Origin of the sequence: Rhizobium sp. J15 (assembly GCF_002531825.1) — a bacterium.
Lineage (GTDB): Bacteria > Pseudomonadota > Alphaproteobacteria > Rhizobiales > Rhizobiaceae > Rhizobium.
Genome location: NZ_NWSX01000005.1, coordinates 63,140 through 80,162, shown reverse-complemented (window position 1 = coordinate 80,162; position 17,023 = coordinate 63,140). Strand labels below are relative to the sequence as shown.

Sequence of the window (17,023 nt, the reverse complement as noted above, 5' to 3'; positions counted from 1 at the left end):
AGGCCTAGCGCTGAAACGTCGGGAGGACCGCGGGTTTCGCCCACGGTCCCGGCTTCGTTGGAGGTCGGAAGGGCGTGCGCCCTTTGCCGCTAGGCGTCCAGCCAGACGCGGGTTGCGACGTAGCCGTTCGACATGTCGTTGCCGATGTCGTGAACATAGCCCTTCACCTGCTTGGTGGAAGCGTTCACGAAGTCGTTGAACATCGGCAAGATCAGCCCGCCCTCGTCGCGCACCATCATCGCCATGGAGCGATACATATCCTTGCGCTTGGCTTCATCAAGCTCGGAGCGGGCCTCCAGCAGGAGCTTGTCGAAGTCGGGGCGCTTGAAGCGGGTGTCGTTCCAATCCGCCGTCGAGAGATAGGCGGTGGAATACATCTGGTCCTGCGTCGGCCGGCCGCCCCAATAGGAGGTCGAGAAGGGCTGGACGTTCCAGACATTGGTCCAGTAGCCGTCGCCCGGCTCGCGCTTGACCTCGATCTCGATCCCGGCCTTCTTGCAGCTTTCCTGATAGAGGACGGCCGCATCGACGCCGCCGGGGAAGGCGACTTCCGAGGTGCGCAGAAGAACCGAGCCACTATGGCCCGACTTCTTGTAGTGGAAGGCCGCCTTGTCGGGATCGTAGACGCGCTGCTCGATGCCCTCGGGGAAGAGCGCATAGGTGGCGTTGATCGGAAAGTCGTTGCCGACCTTGCCGTAGCCGCCGAGGATCTTCTGCACCATGGTCTCGCGGTCCATGGCGTATTTTAGCGCCAGGCGCAGGTCGTTATTGTCGAACGGCGCGGTATCGCAGTGCATGATGAAGACGTAGTGGCCGCGGCCGGCGGTCGAGAGGATCTCGACATTGGGGGCGCGTTTCAAGAGGTTGACCGTCTTCGGGTCGACGCGGTTGATATAGTGCACCTGGCCGGACGACAGCGCCGCGATACGGGCGGTCGCATCGTTCATGCCGATGATCTCGATCGAATCGACATAGCCGCGGTCCGTGCGCCAGTCTTCCTTGTTTTTCTCGAAAGTGGCGCGAACGCCCGGTTCGAAGCTCGTCAGCTTGTAAGGGCCGGTGCCGATCGAGGCCAGCGGATCGTCGACGCCGCCATTCGGCTGGATGACCAGATGGTAGTCCGACAGCAGCAGCGGCATGTCGGCATTGCCTTCGCTGAGCGTCAGCACGAGGTTGCCGCCGTCGGCCTTGATCTCCTTGATCGAGCCGAGAACGCCGAGCGCGCCGGATCCGGACTTCGCATCCGTATGGCGCTTCAGCGTCGCCACGACGTCGTCGATCGTCAGTTCCTTGCCGTCATGGAACTTGACGCCCTTGCGGATCTTGAAGGTCCAGGTCACCGCGTCCTTCGAGGGCTCCCAGGATTCGGCGAGCGCCGGCACGGCGGCACCCGTCAGCGGATCGGATTCGACCAGCATGTCGCCCCAGCAGCGGCCGACGCAGAACATGAATTGCGACAGGAATTTCGCCGGGTCCTTGGAATCGGTGGCAGCACCGCCTTCAAGGCCGAGCTTCAAGTGGCCGCCGCGCTTCGGTTCGGCGGCTTCGGCACTTTCGGTAAAGAGCTTGTCGGCGACGGCAAGCGTGATGCCGGCCGCCATGGCGCGTCCCATGAATTCGCGGCGGCTGAGCCCGCCCGCGGTGACGCGGCTTGCCAGATATTTCGTATAGTCGTTCATTCCCCAGTTCCTTCTTTGTGGTGCGTTGACAGAACTTCCGGGCAGGATCGCAGACGGTTTCCTCTCCGCCTCCGGTGCCCGCATCATGCGGGAAAATGCTGCGGTTGCCGCCGCCTCGTTACTTTCCTTTCCAAATGGGGTTTCGCTTTTCGGCGAAGGCGCGGGCGCCTTCCAATTGGTCTTCGCTCGAATAGAGCCTGTCGACCGTCGCAAACTGCCGCTTGGTGATCTTGTTCATGGCAGTCTGGAACGTCGAACCCTCCGCTTCGCGCACGATTTCCTTGATGGCCGCATAGACGAGCGGCGGCCCGCTTTCGAGCAGGCGGGCAAGCTCCCAGGCTCTCTCCATCAGCCGCTCAGCCGGCAACACCTCATTGACGAAGCCCCAGCGATGCGCCTCGTGCACGTCGAGCCAGCGTCCGGTCAAAAGCATGTCCATGGCGATGTGATAGGGAATGCGCTTCGGCAGCTTGATCGAAGCCGCATCGGCGACCGTGCCCGAGCGGATTTCCGGCAGGGCGAAAGTCGCATGTTCGGCAGCGAGGATCAGGTCGGCCGAAAGCGCGATCTCCAGCCCGCCGCCGCAACAGATGCCGTTGACGGCACATATGACCGGCTTGTTGAGGTCGCGCAGTTCCTGCAATCCGCCAAAGCCGCCCACGCCGTAATCGCCGTCGACCGCATCGCCTGATGCAGCCGCCTTCAGGTCCCATCCGGCACAGAAGAACTTTTCGCCCCCACCCGTCACGATGGCGACGCGCAGCTCGGGATCGTCGCGAAAATCCCGGAAGATCAATCCCATGGCACGGCTGGTCGCAAGGTCGATGGCGTTCGCCTTCGGCCGGTCGATGACGACTTCCAGCACGCCGCCGTCACGTCGTGTGCGAATAGGATCGCTCAAACCTATGCTACCTCCTTCGCCGTATGAGAGCATCAACCGCGGCCACACCGCGCCCTTCGGGAAGAACCATCAAGGGATTAAGGTCCAGTTCCTCCAGGCGCACCGCATTCTCTACGACATATTCTGCCGTAGCTGCGACAGCGTCGACGGCAGCTTCGAGATCGCCCCTCGGCCGCCCGCGATAACCATTGATCAATTTCGCAATCTTGAGACGCGACATCGCCGCGTGAATCTCGGCCTTCGTCGCCGGCAGCGGCAGGATAACCGAATCCTCGAGCAGTTCGACGAAGATACCGCCCGCTCCCAGTGTGAGCGACAATCCGAAGACGGGATCGCGGGTGGCGCCGATGATGAGTTCCGCGACCGGCGGATCGACCATCTTCTCGACGAGATAACCGGCATCGCAGGCCATGGCCGCCGCCGCAGCCGATACGGCCTCTGCATTCCTGAGATTGAGCACCACAGCCCCGGCCTCGGTCTTGTGCGCAATGCCGAGGCCCTTCAGAACGACGGGGAAGCCGAGCCGTTCGGCCTGCTCGGCGGCTTCGCGGGAAGAAAAGGCCTGCAGCCCTCGGGGAACGGGAAGGCCGCAGGCAGAAAGCTCCATCTTTGCATCGGCTTCGGTCAGCGTTTCGATCTCGCCATCCATGCGCGGCACATCGAGCAGCGGCGCGGGCGGCGGGCGATCCCAGGCCCGGCCGATGGCGGCGGCGACTTCTGCGGCGGTGATGGCTTCATCGATGCCGGAGAAGGCGACGATGCCGTTTGCCAAAAGGTGACCGGCAACAGGCTCCGGCATATTCTCGGGAAGGGTCGCAAGAACGCCGGCCAATGCGCCGGTCGCGGTAGCCGCGGCGATCACCGCGTCCACCGTCGTCGTCCACTCGGATGCATCGCATCGGTCGCCGCGAGGGAAGTCCAGCACCACCAGATTGAGCGCGCAGCCGCCCTCGAACATGGCGCTGAAGGCTTCCGTCTGGCGCGCGGCATCGCCCCAGACGAAGGTGTGGTAGTCGAGCGGATTGGACAACGCCACCATCTCGCCCAGCACCTCTCGCAGACGCGGCAATTGCTGCGGCTGCAGTGCCGGAAACTCCACATTGCGGCCGATCGCGGCATCAGCCATCAGCGACGCCTCGCCGCCGGAGCAGCTCATGGACGAGATCGAATGGCTGGCGAGCGGGCCGGCGACATGCAGGAGCTTCAGCGTTTCGAGCAGCGCCGGCAGGCTCTGGACACGGCCGAGGCCGAGGCGGGCGAGCACGGCATCCGCCACCGCATCGCTGCCGGCGAGCGAAGCGGTGTGCGAGACGGCCGCATGTCTTGCCTGCTCGGACCTGCCGACCTTCAGCACGACAACGGGCTTCCGTAAACGCCGAGCAATGGCGGCAAGACGTTCGAGCGCTGCAAGATCGCCAAACCCTTCGACGTGGAGGCCGACCGCCGTCACACGCGGATCCTCCATGAGCGCGCAGGCGACATCGGCAAGCGATATCTGCGCCTGATTGCCTGCCGTGACCATATAGGCGATCGGCAGGCCGCGGGTCTGCATGGTCAGGTTGATGGCGATATTGGAGGATTGCGTGAGGATCGCGACACCCCGTTCGATCCGCTGCATGCCGTGCTGGTCGGGCCATAACAGAGCGCCATCGAGGCCGTTGATCAGCCCGTAGCAGTTCGGCCCGAGGATCGGCATGCCACCGGCCGCTTCTACCAGAGCCTGCTGCAGTGCGGCGCCATCGGCCAGTTCCGCCGTCGCCTCGCTGAATCCCGATGCATAACAGACCGCCCCGCCGGCGCCGGCGCGCGAAAGGCCGCGCACGATGTCGACGGTAAGTGTTCGGTTGACGCCAACGAAGGCAGCGTCCGGTGCGGCGGGCAGATCGGTGAGCGAGCGGTAGCAGGGCCGCCCGAGCACTTCATCGAGTTTGGGATGGACTGGCCAGATCTCGCCCGAAAAGCCCATCCGGTCGCATTGATCGATCACCCGGCGCGCCTCACGGCCGCCGAAGACGGCGATCGTTCGCGGTCTGAGCAGGCGGTCGAGCGGGCTGGATGTCATCGGCTCATGCTCCCAAAGGCCGAAGCAGGTCGCGGCTGATGATATGCCGCTGGATTTCCGAGGTGCCGTCCCAGATGCGCTCGACGCGCGCATCGCGCCAGAAGCGGGCAAGCGGCAGGTCGTCCATCAGGCCCATACCGCCGTAGATCTGGATCGCCTCATCCGTCACCCGGGCCAGCATTTCGGAGGCATAGAGCTTGGCGGACGCAATCTGCCGGTCGGCCGAGAGACCGGCATCGAGCCGCCAGGCGGCTGCAAGCGTCAGCCACTCGGCGGCATCGATCTCGGTGATCATATCGGCAAGTTTGAACGACACGCCCTGATTGGCGCCGATCGGCCTGCCGAACTGCCTGCGCTCGGCGGCATAGGGCAGGGCCATCTCGAAGACGCGCCGCGCCCGGCCGACGCAGGTGGCGGCGACCGTCAGCCGGGTGCCGTAGAGCCATTGATTGGCGATATCGAAGCCGCGATGCACTTCACCCAGCACCTGGGCGTCGGGGATACGGCAATCGGTGAAGCTCAGGGTGCAGTTATGGTAGCCGCGATGCGAAACGGAATCATAGCCTTTCAGGATCTCGAATCCCGGCGTGCCGCGATCAACGAGGAAGGCAGTGATCTTCTTCTTGATGCCCTTCGGCGTTTCCTCCTCGCCCGTTGCGGCAAAGACGATGACGAAATCGGCGACATCGGCATGTGAGATGAAATGCTTCGTGCCGTTCAGCACGAAGTCGCCGCCGTCGCGGCGGGCAGCACACTTCATGCCGCGCATGTCGGAACCGGCATCCGGCTCGGTAATGGCAAGCGCATCGATCTTCTCGCCGCGCACCGCCGGCAGGAGATAGCGCTCGCGCTGCTCGCCCTCGCACGCCATCAGAATGCCGGAGGGCCGGCCGAAGAAGACCGTCAGGCCCAGCGAGCCGCGCCCGAGCTCCCGCTCGACCAGCGTGAAGGTGACGTGATCGAGGCCGGCGCCGCCGACTTCCTCCGGGAAATTGCAAGCGTAGAAGCCGAGATCGATACATTTGCGCTGGATCTCGCGCCCGAGTTCCGGCGGAACGATGCCGGTCCGCTCGACCTCGTTCTCATGCGGATAGATTTCGGTTTCGACAAAGGCGCGAACCGTCTCGACGATCATTTCCTGTTCTTCGCTGAGACCAAAATCCATGCCGATCCTCCTCACCGCCTCTGGCCGACGTGACGGCCGGCGCCCTCGGGCAGCGCCAGTTCCGCATGGGCCGCGGCAATCGCCTTCACCCTGCCCAGTACCGCGGCCGGCGCCGGGACCACCTTGCCCGCCTTGCTGTCGACATGCAGCAGCATGTGCTCGGCGGTTGCGATGACCTCGGCCGTCGCCGTGTCGTGCAGGGTGTGGAAGACATGCAGCCGCTTCTCGTCGGCGCTCAGGATCTGGCAGGCCGAATGGATCGCCTGCCCGAGCTTCGCCTCGCCGAGATGTCTTATATGGCTTTCCACCGTGTAATAGCTGTGCCCCGCCTCGACATAGGCAAGGTCGACGCCGACGAGGCGCAGCAGCGCGTCGGACGTATCGCCGAAGACCTGCAGATAGCGGTGCTCGGTCATATGGCCGTTATAGTCGACCCAGGCCGGGCTCACCTTGGTTTCGACAAGCCGCAGCGGCTGCGACGGATCGGCGGGCATGGTCTCGCCGCCGCCGTTCGCCCAGAGCGATTGCTCGAAATCCTTGAGCAGCTTGCCGGCGCCCCAGCCCTTGCCGCCGTCGCCGCCCTTCAGCGCCTGGAGGATGCCGACGAGATTTTCGTCGCGGATGCGCTCAAGCTGGCGGATCGAAAGGCCGGACGCCTGCTCGTCGGACTGCCGGCCGATCTTTTCGATCAGCGCATCGTCGAGGTCGACGACGTCGGTGAGCTTGGTCCAGGGCCAGGCCAGGCAGGGACCGAACTGGGCGAGGAAGTGGCGCATCCCGGCCTCGCCGCCGGCGATACGGTAGGTCTGGAACAGGCCCATCTGCGCCCAGCGCAGGCCGAAGGAATAGCGGATGACGTCGTCGAGCGTCTCGACGGTGCATATGTCGTCGTGGATGAGCCAGAGAGCCTCGCGCCAGAGCGCTTCGAGCAGCCGGTCGCCGACGAAGGCCTCGATCTCCTTGGCGATTTGAACGCCCTTCATGCCGATCGGCGCCAGTCTTTCCATCGCCGCCCGGATGGTCGCCGCCGAGGTCTTCTCACCGCCGACGATCTCGACGAGCGGCAGCAGATAGACCGGGTTATAGGGATGGGCGACGAAGAGCCGTTCGGGATGCTTCATGTCGCGCTGCAGATCGGTCGGCAGCAGGCCCGAGGTGGAAGAGCCGATCAGCGCGTCCGGGCGCGCAGCCGCATCGATCTCGGTCAGGACGCCGCGCTTGAGATCGAGCCTTTCCGGCACGCTTTCCTGGATCCAGTCCGCGTCCGTGACGGCTTCCGCCAGCGTCGGGCAGAAGCGGAGCCTGCCGGGCGGCGGCAGCGGTGCGCCGGTCAGCATGGCATAGGCTCTTTCGGCATTGGCGATCACCTCGCCGACGATGCGGCCTGCTTCCGGATGCGGATCGAACACATCGACGTCGATGCCGGCGAGCAGGAAACGGGCGATCCATCCGCCGCCGATGACGCCGCCGCCGATACAGGCCGCCTTGCTGATCTTGGTCATGATATCCTCAGCGTTTCGTCAGCTTCAGCTTCTTGCGCACATCTTCCGGTCCGATGATGCGCGCCCCCATGCCTTCCACCACCTGCACCGCCTTTTCGACGAGCTGCGCATTGGTGGCGAGCTGGCCCTTGCCGACGAAGAGGTTGTCCTCAAGGCCGACGCGCACGTTGCCGCCGGCCAGAATCGCGGCTGCCGGATAGGCCATGGCGTTGCGGCCGATCGAAAAGGCCGAGAAGGTCCAGCTGTCAGGCACGTTGTTGACCATCGCCATGAAGGTGTTGAGATCGTCGGGTGCGCCCCATGGAATGCCCATGCAGAGCTGGATCAGCACCGGATCTTCGATCAGTCCCTCTTCGGCAAGCTGCTTGGCGAACCAGAGATGGCCGGTGTCGAAGGCCTCGATCTCCGGCCGCACGCCGAGATCGGTCATCTTCTTCGCCATCGCCCGCAGCATGGCCGGCGTGTTGGTCATGACATAGTCGCCGAGATTGAAGTTCATCGTGCCGCAGTCGAGCGTGCAGATCTCGGGCAGGCATTCGGCGACATGGCTCACGCGCTCGCTGGCGCCCGCCATATCAGTGCCTTTCGCATTGAGGGGGAGGGGGCTTTCGACGTCCCCGAAGATCAGATCCCCGCCCATGCCGGCCGTCAGATTGAGGACGACATCGATGTCAGCCGAGCGGATACGGTCGGTGACCTCCCTGTAGAGATCGTTGCGGCGGCTGGCGGCCCCCGTTTCCGGATCGCGGACATGGCAGTGAACAACGGCCGCCCCAGCCTTGGCGGCGTCGATCGCGGAATCCGCGATCTGCTTGGGAGTGATGGGAACGTGGCTGGATTTGGAGACCGTATCGCCGGCGCCGGTGACGGCGCAGGTGATGAAGACATCGCGGTTCATCGCTAGAGGCATGTTTTTGTTCTCCCCGTCTTGTCGGGCATTACGCGACAGGACGGGCAGCAATGCTTTGCATTTTCGGAAGCTATCGATACATTATCGGAAACCTTGGGAGGTGGCCTTGCTGCAGCGATCGACGGAACGGCTCGATATCGACCTTCTCGTCCTGCCGGATACGAACCTGATCCTGATCGCATCGGTCATCGAGCCGCTGCGCGGCGCCAACCGCATCGCCGGCAGCGAGCTCTATCGCTGGCGGCTGCTGACGCCGGACGGCGCGCCGGTGCCGACCACCAGTCACATCGCCATCCCGGCCGAGGGCATCTTCCAGGCGACAACCGAGGACAAGCCGCTCTTCGTGCTGGCGAGTTACAACTGGCACCGCAGCGCGACGCCGGCACTCAAGATGCAGCTTTCCCAGGCCGCCCGCTACCGCAGGATCGTTGCCGGCATCGAGTCCGGCACGTGGCTGCTCGCCGAAGCAAGCCTGCTCGACGGGCTGCGGGCGACCGTCCATTGGGAGGATTACGAGGATTTCGCGCTCGCCTATCCCGATGTGAGGGCCGTCAAGGACCGTTTCGTGATCGACGGCAAGCGGCTGACGACATCGGGTTCGCTCCCGACCGTGGACCTGATGCTGGAGGTGATCCGGCATCGGCAGGGTTATTCGCTGGCGCTCGAAGTCAGCCGGCTGTTCCGTTATGAGCAGCCTTCCTTCCACGCCGACGAAACGCTTTCGGCCGCTTCGGCGGGGCTGCGCGCGCATGATCCGCGCGTGACGCAGGCGGTGCATCTGATGGAGGAGCATATCGAGCAGCCCCTGATCCTCGCGAGGCTCGCCCGCAGAGTCGGTGTCAGCGCCCGGCATCTGCAGGATCTCTTCCAGCAAAGCATCGGCGCGCCGCCGCATGTGCATTATCTCGCGCTGCGTCTGAACACGGCGCGCCGCAAGGTGATCGAGACGACGGCCTCCTTCGCCGACATCGCGGCGGCGACCGGCTTCAATTCGGCCTCGGCCTTTGCGAGAAGCTACCGGGCGAGTTTTTCAGAGAGCCCGTCGGAGACACGGCGCCGCTTGCGCCGCCGCGTCATACCATCGGCGCCGACATAGGCTGGAATGCGTCCCGCAGCATCTCGGCGAGTTCCCGCACCGCCTCGCTGGAGCGGAAACTATTGCGGCGCAGAACGACCTTGGAGGAATCGACCGGCGGAAAGCCATCCTCGGCCGTCAGTTCCCGGCAGCCGGGCGGAATGCTGCTGCGGGAAAGCGTGGTGACGGCAAGACCCGCGGTCACGGCATTTTTCAGCCCCGAACCGGTATCGGCGATGAAGGCGATCCGGTAGCTGCGGCCGATCTGCTCCAGCGACCGGAGCGCAAAGTCGCGTGACCAGGTGGAGTTGCGATAGGTCGCAACCGGCAGGGGATCGATGTCGTGCAGCCGATGCACCATCGACGTGACCCAGACGGTGGGATCGACGCAGAGGACCTCGCCCTTGTTCTGATCGCTCCAGTCGAAAACGACGGCCAGATCGAGCTCGTCCCGCTCCAGGGCGGCGAGGTTGCGGACGGTGTAGTCGCAGGACACGGTGACTTCGACCGCCGGATGGCGAACCGCGAAAGCCGCAAGGGCGGCCGGCAGCACCGTCTGGCTGTATTCCTCGGGAATTCCGATGCGCACCGGCCCGTCAAGCGGCTTGCTGCGGATCATCGCGGCCGCCTCGTTCAGGAGATCGATGACCCTGCGGGCATAGGGTACGAGCTGAATGCCCTGACGCGTAAGCAGCACGCCGCGAGCGCCGCGCTCGAAAAGGTTTTCGCCGATCGCCGCCTCGAGCCTCTTGATCTGGGTGCTGACGGCAGATTGCGTCCGCCCGATACGCTGGGCGGCCGCCGAAAAGTTCGATGTCTCGGCGACAACAAGGAAGGTTCTGAGAAGGTCGCTTTCGATCGGTTCTTGCATGGAAAGCCATAGAAAAAATCGATGATAGCCATCACTACTATTCGTTTGTCTAATGTCAATTGCTGGCGCAGAAATGAGCGGCGTTCGACTTCCTTCTTTGAGACTATCTGCGTGACCATTGAAAATCCGGCCAGACACCTCGCAGGCAGCGAGCACGAGAAGGGTGTGCTTCTCATCGTTGCTGCGACACTAGCCTGGAGCGCGAGTGGCGTTTACTCGCGGCTCCTCACCACCGACGTATGGACGGCGATCGCCTGGCGGTCGCTGTTCGGAGGCCTGTTCCTGCTGATCCCCTGCCTTTTCCTCGAAGGGGGCATCTCGCGGCGGCAATGGCGTTCCGTCTTCCATCCGTCCGGTCTTGCGATGATCGCATGCCAGACTTTCAGTCAGGGATGCTTCATCGGGGCGCTCTACATGACCACCGTCGCCAATGTGACGATGATCTATGCGACGACGCCCTTCATAGCGGCTCTGTTCGGCTGGCTCATCCTCGGAGAGAGGGTCGCCAGGCGGACGATGATTGCCGGCGCCGTGTCCCTCTTCGGCGTCGGCGTCATCGTCGCCTCGTCGATCGGCGGCGGCACCGGCTGGGGCGATCTGCTGGCCCTCGGCATGACCGCGTCCTTCGCGCTCGTCATCATCATTCCGCGTATCAGCCCCGGCGTGCCGAGCCTGCCACCGACCGTCGTCAGCGCCTTTCTGACCTTGGTCATCTTCGCGCCGTTCGGTTCGGTCGGTTCGCTCGACCTGCACAACTGGATCGTGCTTGCCGCCTTCGGCGCCACCAACTTCTCGCTCGCACTGGTGCTCTTCCTCGCCGGCGCGAAGCGGATGCCGCCGGCGGAAGCCGCGCTGATCGGCACGATGGAAATCGTGCTGACGCCCTTCTGGGTCTGGCTGCTGTTTTCCGAAGCGCCGCCCATCGCTACCTATTTCGGCGGAGCCATCATCCTCGCGGCCGTGTTCTGGCATACGGCGGTCGACTTCAACCGAGGCCGGCGATCTTCCGACGGCTAGTATTTGCCCACTGGCGCAACCGCGTTAAGCTGAGCGGCCGCCGTTTCACGGCGAGCGCCAGCCTTACAGCATCATGGGACCCTCAGCCTCGGTCAGGCAAAGAACGCACGAAGCTGAGCGAAAAACCCGCTTGGTTTGGGATCCACGATCTTTCGCACCCGGCGAGCGACTGCCGCAGCGCTGACGCTTTCGCCGAAGTGACAGAAGCAGACAAGCTCGTGCAACTGTTCGTCGCTGAGTTCGAAGAACCGTTTGGCTTCTCCATAGCTGTCATTTTCCATTCCTGCCGCCCGCAGAATGGGATCAGCGAATGCGACGGAGATCGGCGTGTCGTCATCCCGTAGGGCCATCCGATCCGCGATCGGCTGATATTCCGTTTCGTGAAGCGTCTTGAGAAACGGCCTGGGGCTGCGTTCGAGACTTTCGGCCCACCGTTCGATGCGTTCGCGCCGTGTCAGTTCAAGGCGCTTAAAGGTCGTGCTGACCTTAGCAACTGTTTTCAGCTGCTCCAGTGCGTACTGTTCCATTCCGGCCTCCTATCTTCAAGAAAAATAGATGGTCCGCTCCCAAAAACAGCGTGGCTCAGGTCGCAGCCGATGTCCAATCACGATTGAAAACGGTGTCCGCTTCGATCAAATCTTCTGAGATCATCCGGAAAACCGCCCTATTCCAGAGGCCTACTCGTTCTCTTGAGCGGCACGCTGCTGCGACTTGCCGACTGTCGTCTTTGAATTGCACCCATGTCGTTTTTTCGGGCGCTGTTTTCCGCCGGAAGTGGTTTCCTTGTGGTGTTCAAGGCGCCGCTTCGCAAGCTGGCGACATGAGCCATTGGGAGGCCGGTCCGATGCCGGCGCTGCCCGCAGCGGTTAGAACAACTGAGTCCTCAAGCAGATCGCCGGATGAGATATTCGGAAAGATGTCGAGACGGATCGAAAGGAGGTTCTGGAGCCCGAAACCAGCTCTCTGCGCAGCAGATCGACGATCGCGGCGGCGATGACGAGCGGACGACAGGCACGGCCTCCTGTTCACTCTCTCCCTCCATCCGATCGGTCAATCGTGAAATTCGAATATCGCCCGATGCGGCGATATCCAGCGCGTGAATACCGAGCCGCAAAGGAGGCGGCCCGGAAGAAAGGTTGCCGCCGGCTATCGGCTGCAGCTCGAGGCATCAAACACATGGGAGGAATCCATGAGCAAGAATAGAGGCGTCGTCTATCTCAGGCCGGGCAAGGTCGAGGTTCGCGACATCGACGATCCGAAGCTGGAAGCGCCGGACGGCCGCCGCATCGAACACGGCGTTATCCTGAAGGTGATATCGACCAATATCTGCGGTTCCGACCAGCACATGGTCCGCGGCCGCACGACGGCGATGCCGGGCCTGATCCTCGGCCACGAAATCACCGGCGAGGTCATCGAGAAGGGCGTCGACGTCGAGATGCTCGACATCGGCGATATCGTCTCGGTGCCCTTCAATGTCGCCTGCGGCCGTTGCCGCTGCTGCAAATCCCAGGATACCGGCGTCTGCCTGACGGTGAACCCGTCCCGCGCCGGCGGCGCCTACGGTTATGTCGACATGGGCGGCTGGATCGGCGGACAGGCACTTTACGTCACCATTCCCTATGCAGACTTCAACCTGCTGAAAATCCCGGATCGGGACAAGGCGATGGCGAAGATCCGCGATCTCACCATGCTGTCCGACATCCTGCCGACCGGTTTCCATGGCGCGGTGCGCGCCGGCGTCGGAGTCGGCTCGACCGTCTATGTCGCCGGCGCCGGCCCTGTCGGTCTTGCAGCGGCAGCTTCGGCCCGCATCCTCGGCGCTGCGGTCGTCATGATCGGCGACTTCAACAAGGATCGTCTCGCCCATGCGGCCAAGGTCGGTTTCGAACCCATCGATCTCTCCAAGAGCGATCGCCTCGGCGACATGATCGCTGAAGTCGTCGGCAGCAACGAGGTGGACAGCGCCATCGACGCCGTCGGCTTCGAGGCGAGGGGCCATTCGGGCGGCGAACAGCCGGCGATCGTGCTCAACCAGATGATGGAGATCACCCGCGCCGCCGGTTCGATCGGCATTCCCGGCCTCTATGTGACCGAGGATCCCGGCGCCGTCGACAATGCCGCCAAGCACGGCAATCTCTCGCTTCGCTTCGGCCTCGGCTGGGCAAAGGCCCAGTCCTTCCACACCGGCCAGACGCCGGTGCTCAAATACAATCGCCAGCTCATGCAGGCGATCCTCCATGACCGGCTGCCGATCGCCGATATCGTCAATGCCAAGGTCATCCCGCTCGACGATGCCGTCCAGGGCTATGAGAGCTTCGACCATGGAGCGGCGACGAAATTCGTCCTCGATCCGCATGGCGACGTCGCCAAGGCCGCATAACGATCGGACCGAAACGGAGATGGCCGGACGAACCGGCCATCTCGCTGCAATCGCATGAAAATTCGGTTGGCGGCTATTGGATGCTGAACGGGAAATACTTCGCGTTGATCATGTCATAGGTCCCGTCTTCCTTGATCGCCTTCAAGGCTGCGTTCAGGCGCGCAAGGCGGTCGCCGTCATCCAGACGCACCGCAATTCCGGCGCCCTCGCCGAAATAGGTGACGTCGGCCAGATCCGGGCCCTTGAACTCGCAGCAGCTTCCCGCCTTGGTGTTGGCGATCCAGTCGTAGATGGCGAGCTTGTCCTCCAGGATGATATCGACGCTGCCATCCGCCAGCCCCTTGTACAGTTCCGGCGAAGACCGGAAAACCGTCTTCTTCATGCCGGGATAAAGATGATTGGCGTAGGATTCCTGCGCCGTCGACGAGGTCACGCCGAGATTTTTGTCGTGCAGGGCGGCCGGGCTGACATCGCTGATCGCAGAATCCTTGCGGACGATGAACACGGACGGGCTGGTGTAGTATTTTTCGGTAAAAGCAACCTTCTGGCGGCGCTCGAGGCTCATCGACATGGATGAGATGATCGCATCGTATTTCTTGCCGACGAGATCGGGGATCATGTCGTCCCACTTCTCGATGATGAACTTGCATTCGAATTTGCCGGTTTCGCACAGCGCATTGGCGATATCGATGTCGAAGCCCTGAAGCTTATTGTTGGCGTCGAGGTAATTGAAGGGCGGAAACGCGCCTTCGACGGCAATGCGCATCGGCATGGAATCCTGCGCGGCGGCCTCAAGCGGCAAGGTCGCGGCCAAGACGGCGCCGACGCTCGCCATCAGTGTTGCGCGCAATACGGTCTGGATGGATCTGCGCATCATTGTCCGGGCTCCCTGGGGACATAGTCGATCTTTCCCAATAGTGAGCATTAGCCTTTAATTCTACGTGAACGCTTCTTTGTTAGCGTCGGCGACAGCGTTAATTTTGTTTTGGTGATTGCGCCCTGGTCTAGCGGTGTTTTGGGGTCTGCGCTTGCACATCGTCCTTCCCTCCAGCTCCAATACGTTTCAGCAATCCTGGATCGCCTCGGGAAGAATTCTCTTTCTGATCGCCATCAGCGGGCTGGGAGCGATCGGGCTCGTCGTTCTCTCGGCGCTCTGGGCGGGCAAGGAGAGCGATGCTGCGGCACTTGATCGCCAGCGCCAGCTCGTGAATGCGCGCCTGCGCGAGCAGGTCGATCAGGTCGCCCACGTCATCGGCCAGTTCGGCAACGGCTACCTCGCCCGCGTCTATCCCGCCTCCCAGGCAGCGGGCGTTTCCTCCAGCCTCGATGCGGTTCTGTCGGCAGCGGCCGGCAGCGCGATCAGCCAAACGGCGATGTCCGCCTTTGGCTACGACCAGGCCTTCGTCGTCGATGAGAAGGCTCAGCTGGTCATGCTGACCGACGCCGCGACAGAAAAACGCTACCGCTGGATGAGACCTCTCTTCCTGCCTCTCCTGAAAGACGCCCGCCTGACGGCGGGCCAAGGCGTTGTTTTCAGCGAACGGACACCATCCTCGCTGGAAAGCCGGCGGGCGAGCATGATCAATCTCAACCATGCCCTCGCCAATCTGATGCGGCTGGAGGGCCGTCCGACCATCGTCGGTATCGTCGGCATCAACGACGCTCCTCAGGGGCAGCGGCAGCCGGCGCGGCAATTCCTGATCGTCGTGCGGTTCCTCGACGGGGCGGCACTGGACGAATTGAGCCGGCAGCAGGGCCTCAACGGCGCCCGCTTCGCGCGCACGGCCGATCCCGACGAAGACGAAGTGGCGTTTCAGATCGACGCGACGGCAAACGGCGAACCGATCGGCTTCATCGTGTGGCGGCCCGACCTTCCCGGTTCCAGAGTGATCGGCCGATTGATGCCGGCGCTTTCGATTGCCGCCCTGGTGATCGCAGTTCTGCTCTCAGTCCTGCTCGTTCGCCTGCGAAACAGTCTCGGCGAGCTGAAGAAAAGCGAGCTCCATGCGAGGCAGCTTGCGCTGCATGATGTACTGACCGGCCTTCCCAATCGCGCCTTGTTCGCGATGCGGTTCGAGGAGTGCCTGGCGCAAATGCGCACTTCCTCCGAGCGCTCGGCGGTTGCGCTTCTCGATCTCGACCGGTTCAAAGCCGTCAACGATACCTTCGGCCATGCCGCCGGCGATGAACTCATCAGGGTGGCGGCGGACCGGATCCGCTCCGTGCTTCGTCCCGGCGATACGCTTGCCCGGCTTGGCGGAGACGAATTCGCCGTGCTTCTGCGCAACATCCGGGACCATGAAAAAATTCTGCCGGCAATCTGCCAGGCGATCGTGGCCGAACTCGGCAAACCTTTCCCGCTGCTGAATGGCGAAGCTGTCGCACGTGTCGGCGGCTCGATCGGCGTCACCATCGTGCCGGACGCAGGACGCAATGCCGACGATATCATGCGTTATGCCGACGTCGCGCTCTACGAGGCCAAGATGGGCGGGAGAGGTCAATGGCGCATCTACTCGTCGTCGATGGACGGCGGCAGAAATGCGCGCGACATTCTCAAGAACGAATTGCGGGAGGTCCTGGCCATCGGCACGGCCTCCTCCGCCAGCCGGTCCCTGCCCGATCTGAACAGGCCGGACTTCGGATCGCTCGAAGTCTACTATCAGGCGGTCCACCGCGCCGAGACGGGATTCAAGGCGTCCGGGGCTGAAGCCCTCGTGCGCTGGCGTCACAGCCAGCGCGGACTGTTGACGCCTGCCAGCTTCATTCCTGCGGCGGAAGAGGGCGGCCTTATCGACGCGCTTGGCTTCTGGGTGCTGCGCGAAGCCTGCAAAGCCGCCCGCAGCTGGCCCGAAGATACGTTCGTTGCGGTCAACGTCTCTCCTTCTCAGCTGAGGCGGCCGAATTTCGCCGAGGAAGTATTCGCCGTGCTCGAGGAGATCGGGCTGTCGCCCTCGCGGCTCGAACTCGAGCTCACCGAGTCCTCGCTCATCGAGGACAATTCGGAAATTTACACCGTGCTGAAGTCGCTGCGCAGCCGGGGCGTCCAGATCTCGCTCGACGATTTCGGGACCGGCTATTCCTGCCTCAGCCATCTGATGCGCTTCGATATCGACCGGATCAAGATCGATCGTTCCTTCGTCTCGATGCTCGGCACGAAAGCCAATGGAGCTGCCATCATCGGCGCCATCGTTGCGCTCAGCCGCAACCTCGCCATCTCGACGACGGCCGAAGGGGTCGAAACCGAATATCAGCGCGATTTCCTCACCGCCCTCGGCTGCACCGACCTGCAGGGCTATTTCTTCTCCAAGCCGGTTCCCCTTCACGAACTGGATTGTTTCCGGCCCGCCAGCGCGGGATCACCTGCCATCGCTCCGGAAGCCATTGCGTGAGGGGCTTTTGACTTCCTTCCGATCGGGAACTTTCACTCCGGACGACGGTTAGCGCCGAAGGTCAATGGAGGA

Annotated in this window: 13 protein-coding genes and 1 riboswitch; of the genes, 4 read left to right on the top strand and 9 right to left on the bottom strand. The window is 63.2% G+C overall.

Annotated elements, in window-relative coordinates; genetic code table 11:
• Positions 1-89: 89 nt before the first annotated feature.
• From CO670_RS05985 to CO670_RS05960, 6 genes are all read right to left on the bottom strand, one after another.
• Positions 90-1,679: an ABC transporter substrate-binding protein gene (locus tag CO670_RS05985; RefSeq protein ID WP_097589417.1), complete on the bottom strand. Its 1,590-nt coding sequence runs from the start codon at positions 1,677-1,679 to the stop codon at positions 90-92.
• Between the two features lie 118 nt (positions 1,680-1,797).
• A complete protein-coding gene (locus CO670_RS05980; RefSeq protein WP_097589416.1) occupies positions 1,798-2,580 on the bottom strand; it encodes a carnitinyl-CoA dehydratase in 783 nt (260 codons plus the stop codon).
• Between the two features lie 7 nt (positions 2,581-2,587).
• Entirely contained in the window at positions 2,588-4,642 is a 2,055-nt protein-coding gene (locus CO670_RS05975; protein WP_097589415.1) for an acetate--CoA ligase family protein, read from the bottom strand.
• A 4-nt stretch (positions 4,643-4,646) separates the two neighbouring features.
• Entirely contained in the window at positions 4,647-5,807 is a 1,161-nt protein-coding gene (locus tag CO670_RS05970; protein WP_097589414.1) for an acyl-CoA dehydrogenase family protein, read from the bottom strand.
• Positions 5,808-5,818: 11 nt separating this feature from the next.
• Positions 5,819-7,309 carry a carnitine 3-dehydrogenase gene (locus CO670_RS05965; protein WP_097589413.1) on the bottom strand — a complete coding sequence of 497 codons (1,491 nt, stop codon included), beginning with the start codon at positions 7,307-7,309 and terminating at the stop codon, positions 5,819-5,821.
• A gap of 7 nt (positions 7,310-7,316) precedes the next feature.
• Positions 7,317-8,219, bottom strand: a complete 903-nt coding sequence (locus CO670_RS05960) for a 3-keto-5-aminohexanoate cleavage protein (protein ID WP_097589412.1) — start codon at positions 8,217-8,219, stop codon at positions 7,317-7,319.
• A gap of 106 nt (positions 8,220-8,325) precedes the next feature.
• Between CO670_RS05960 and CO670_RS05955 the strand changes: the two genes are divergently transcribed.
• Complete coding sequence (locus tag CO670_RS05955) at positions 8,326-9,315, top strand: GlxA family transcriptional regulator (protein ID WP_097589502.1); 990 nt, start codon at positions 8,326-8,328, stop codon at positions 9,313-9,315.
• On the opposite strand, the gene CO670_RS05950 is transcribed toward CO670_RS05955, so the two are convergent.
• Positions 9,293-10,165 carry a LysR substrate-binding domain-containing protein gene (locus CO670_RS05950; RefSeq protein WP_097589411.1) on the bottom strand — a complete coding sequence of 291 codons (873 nt, stop codon included), beginning with the start codon at positions 10,163-10,165 and terminating at the stop codon, positions 9,293-9,295. The two genes, CO670_RS05955 and CO670_RS05950, sit on opposite strands and share 23 nt — an antisense overlap.
• Positions 10,166-10,276: 111 nt before the next feature.
• On the opposite strand from CO670_RS05950, the gene CO670_RS05945 reads away from it, so the two are divergent.
• Entirely contained in the window at positions 10,277-11,182 is a 906-nt protein-coding gene (locus tag CO670_RS05945) for a DMT family transporter (RefSeq protein ID WP_097589410.1), read from the top strand.
• A gap of 92 nt (positions 11,183-11,274) precedes the next feature.
• On the opposite strand, the gene CO670_RS05940 is transcribed toward CO670_RS05945, so the two are convergent.
• Positions 11,275-11,709 (bottom strand): hypothetical protein, encoded by a 435-nt coding sequence (locus CO670_RS05940; protein ID WP_097589409.1) that lies wholly within the window; start codon positions 11,707-11,709, stop codon positions 11,275-11,277.
• A 265-nt stretch (positions 11,710-11,974) separates the two neighbouring features.
• A riboswitch (cobalamin riboswitch) is annotated at positions 11,975-12,161 on the top strand.
• Between the two features lie 210 nt (positions 12,162-12,371).
• On the opposite strand from CO670_RS05940, the gene fdhA reads away from it, so the two are divergent.
• Positions 12,372-13,562 (top strand): formaldehyde dehydrogenase, glutathione-independent, encoded by a 1,191-nt coding sequence (gene fdhA, locus CO670_RS05935; protein ID WP_097589408.1) that lies wholly within the window; start codon positions 12,372-12,374, stop codon positions 13,560-13,562.
• A gap of 73 nt (positions 13,563-13,635) precedes the next feature.
• Here the strand turns inward: fdhA and CO670_RS05930 are convergent, their stop codons facing one another.
• Positions 13,636-14,439 carry a transporter substrate-binding domain-containing protein gene (locus tag CO670_RS05930; protein WP_097589407.1) on the bottom strand — a complete coding sequence of 268 codons (804 nt, stop codon included), beginning with the start codon at positions 14,437-14,439 and terminating at the stop codon, positions 13,636-13,638.
• A gap of 151 nt (positions 14,440-14,590) precedes the next feature.
• Here CO670_RS05930 and CO670_RS05925 point away from each other — a divergent pair, with 151 nt between their 5' ends.
• Complete coding sequence (locus tag CO670_RS05925; RefSeq protein WP_097589406.1) at positions 14,591-16,951, top strand: EAL domain-containing protein; 2,361 nt, start codon at positions 14,591-14,593, stop codon at positions 16,949-16,951.
• Positions 16,952-17,023: the final 72 nt, after the last annotated feature.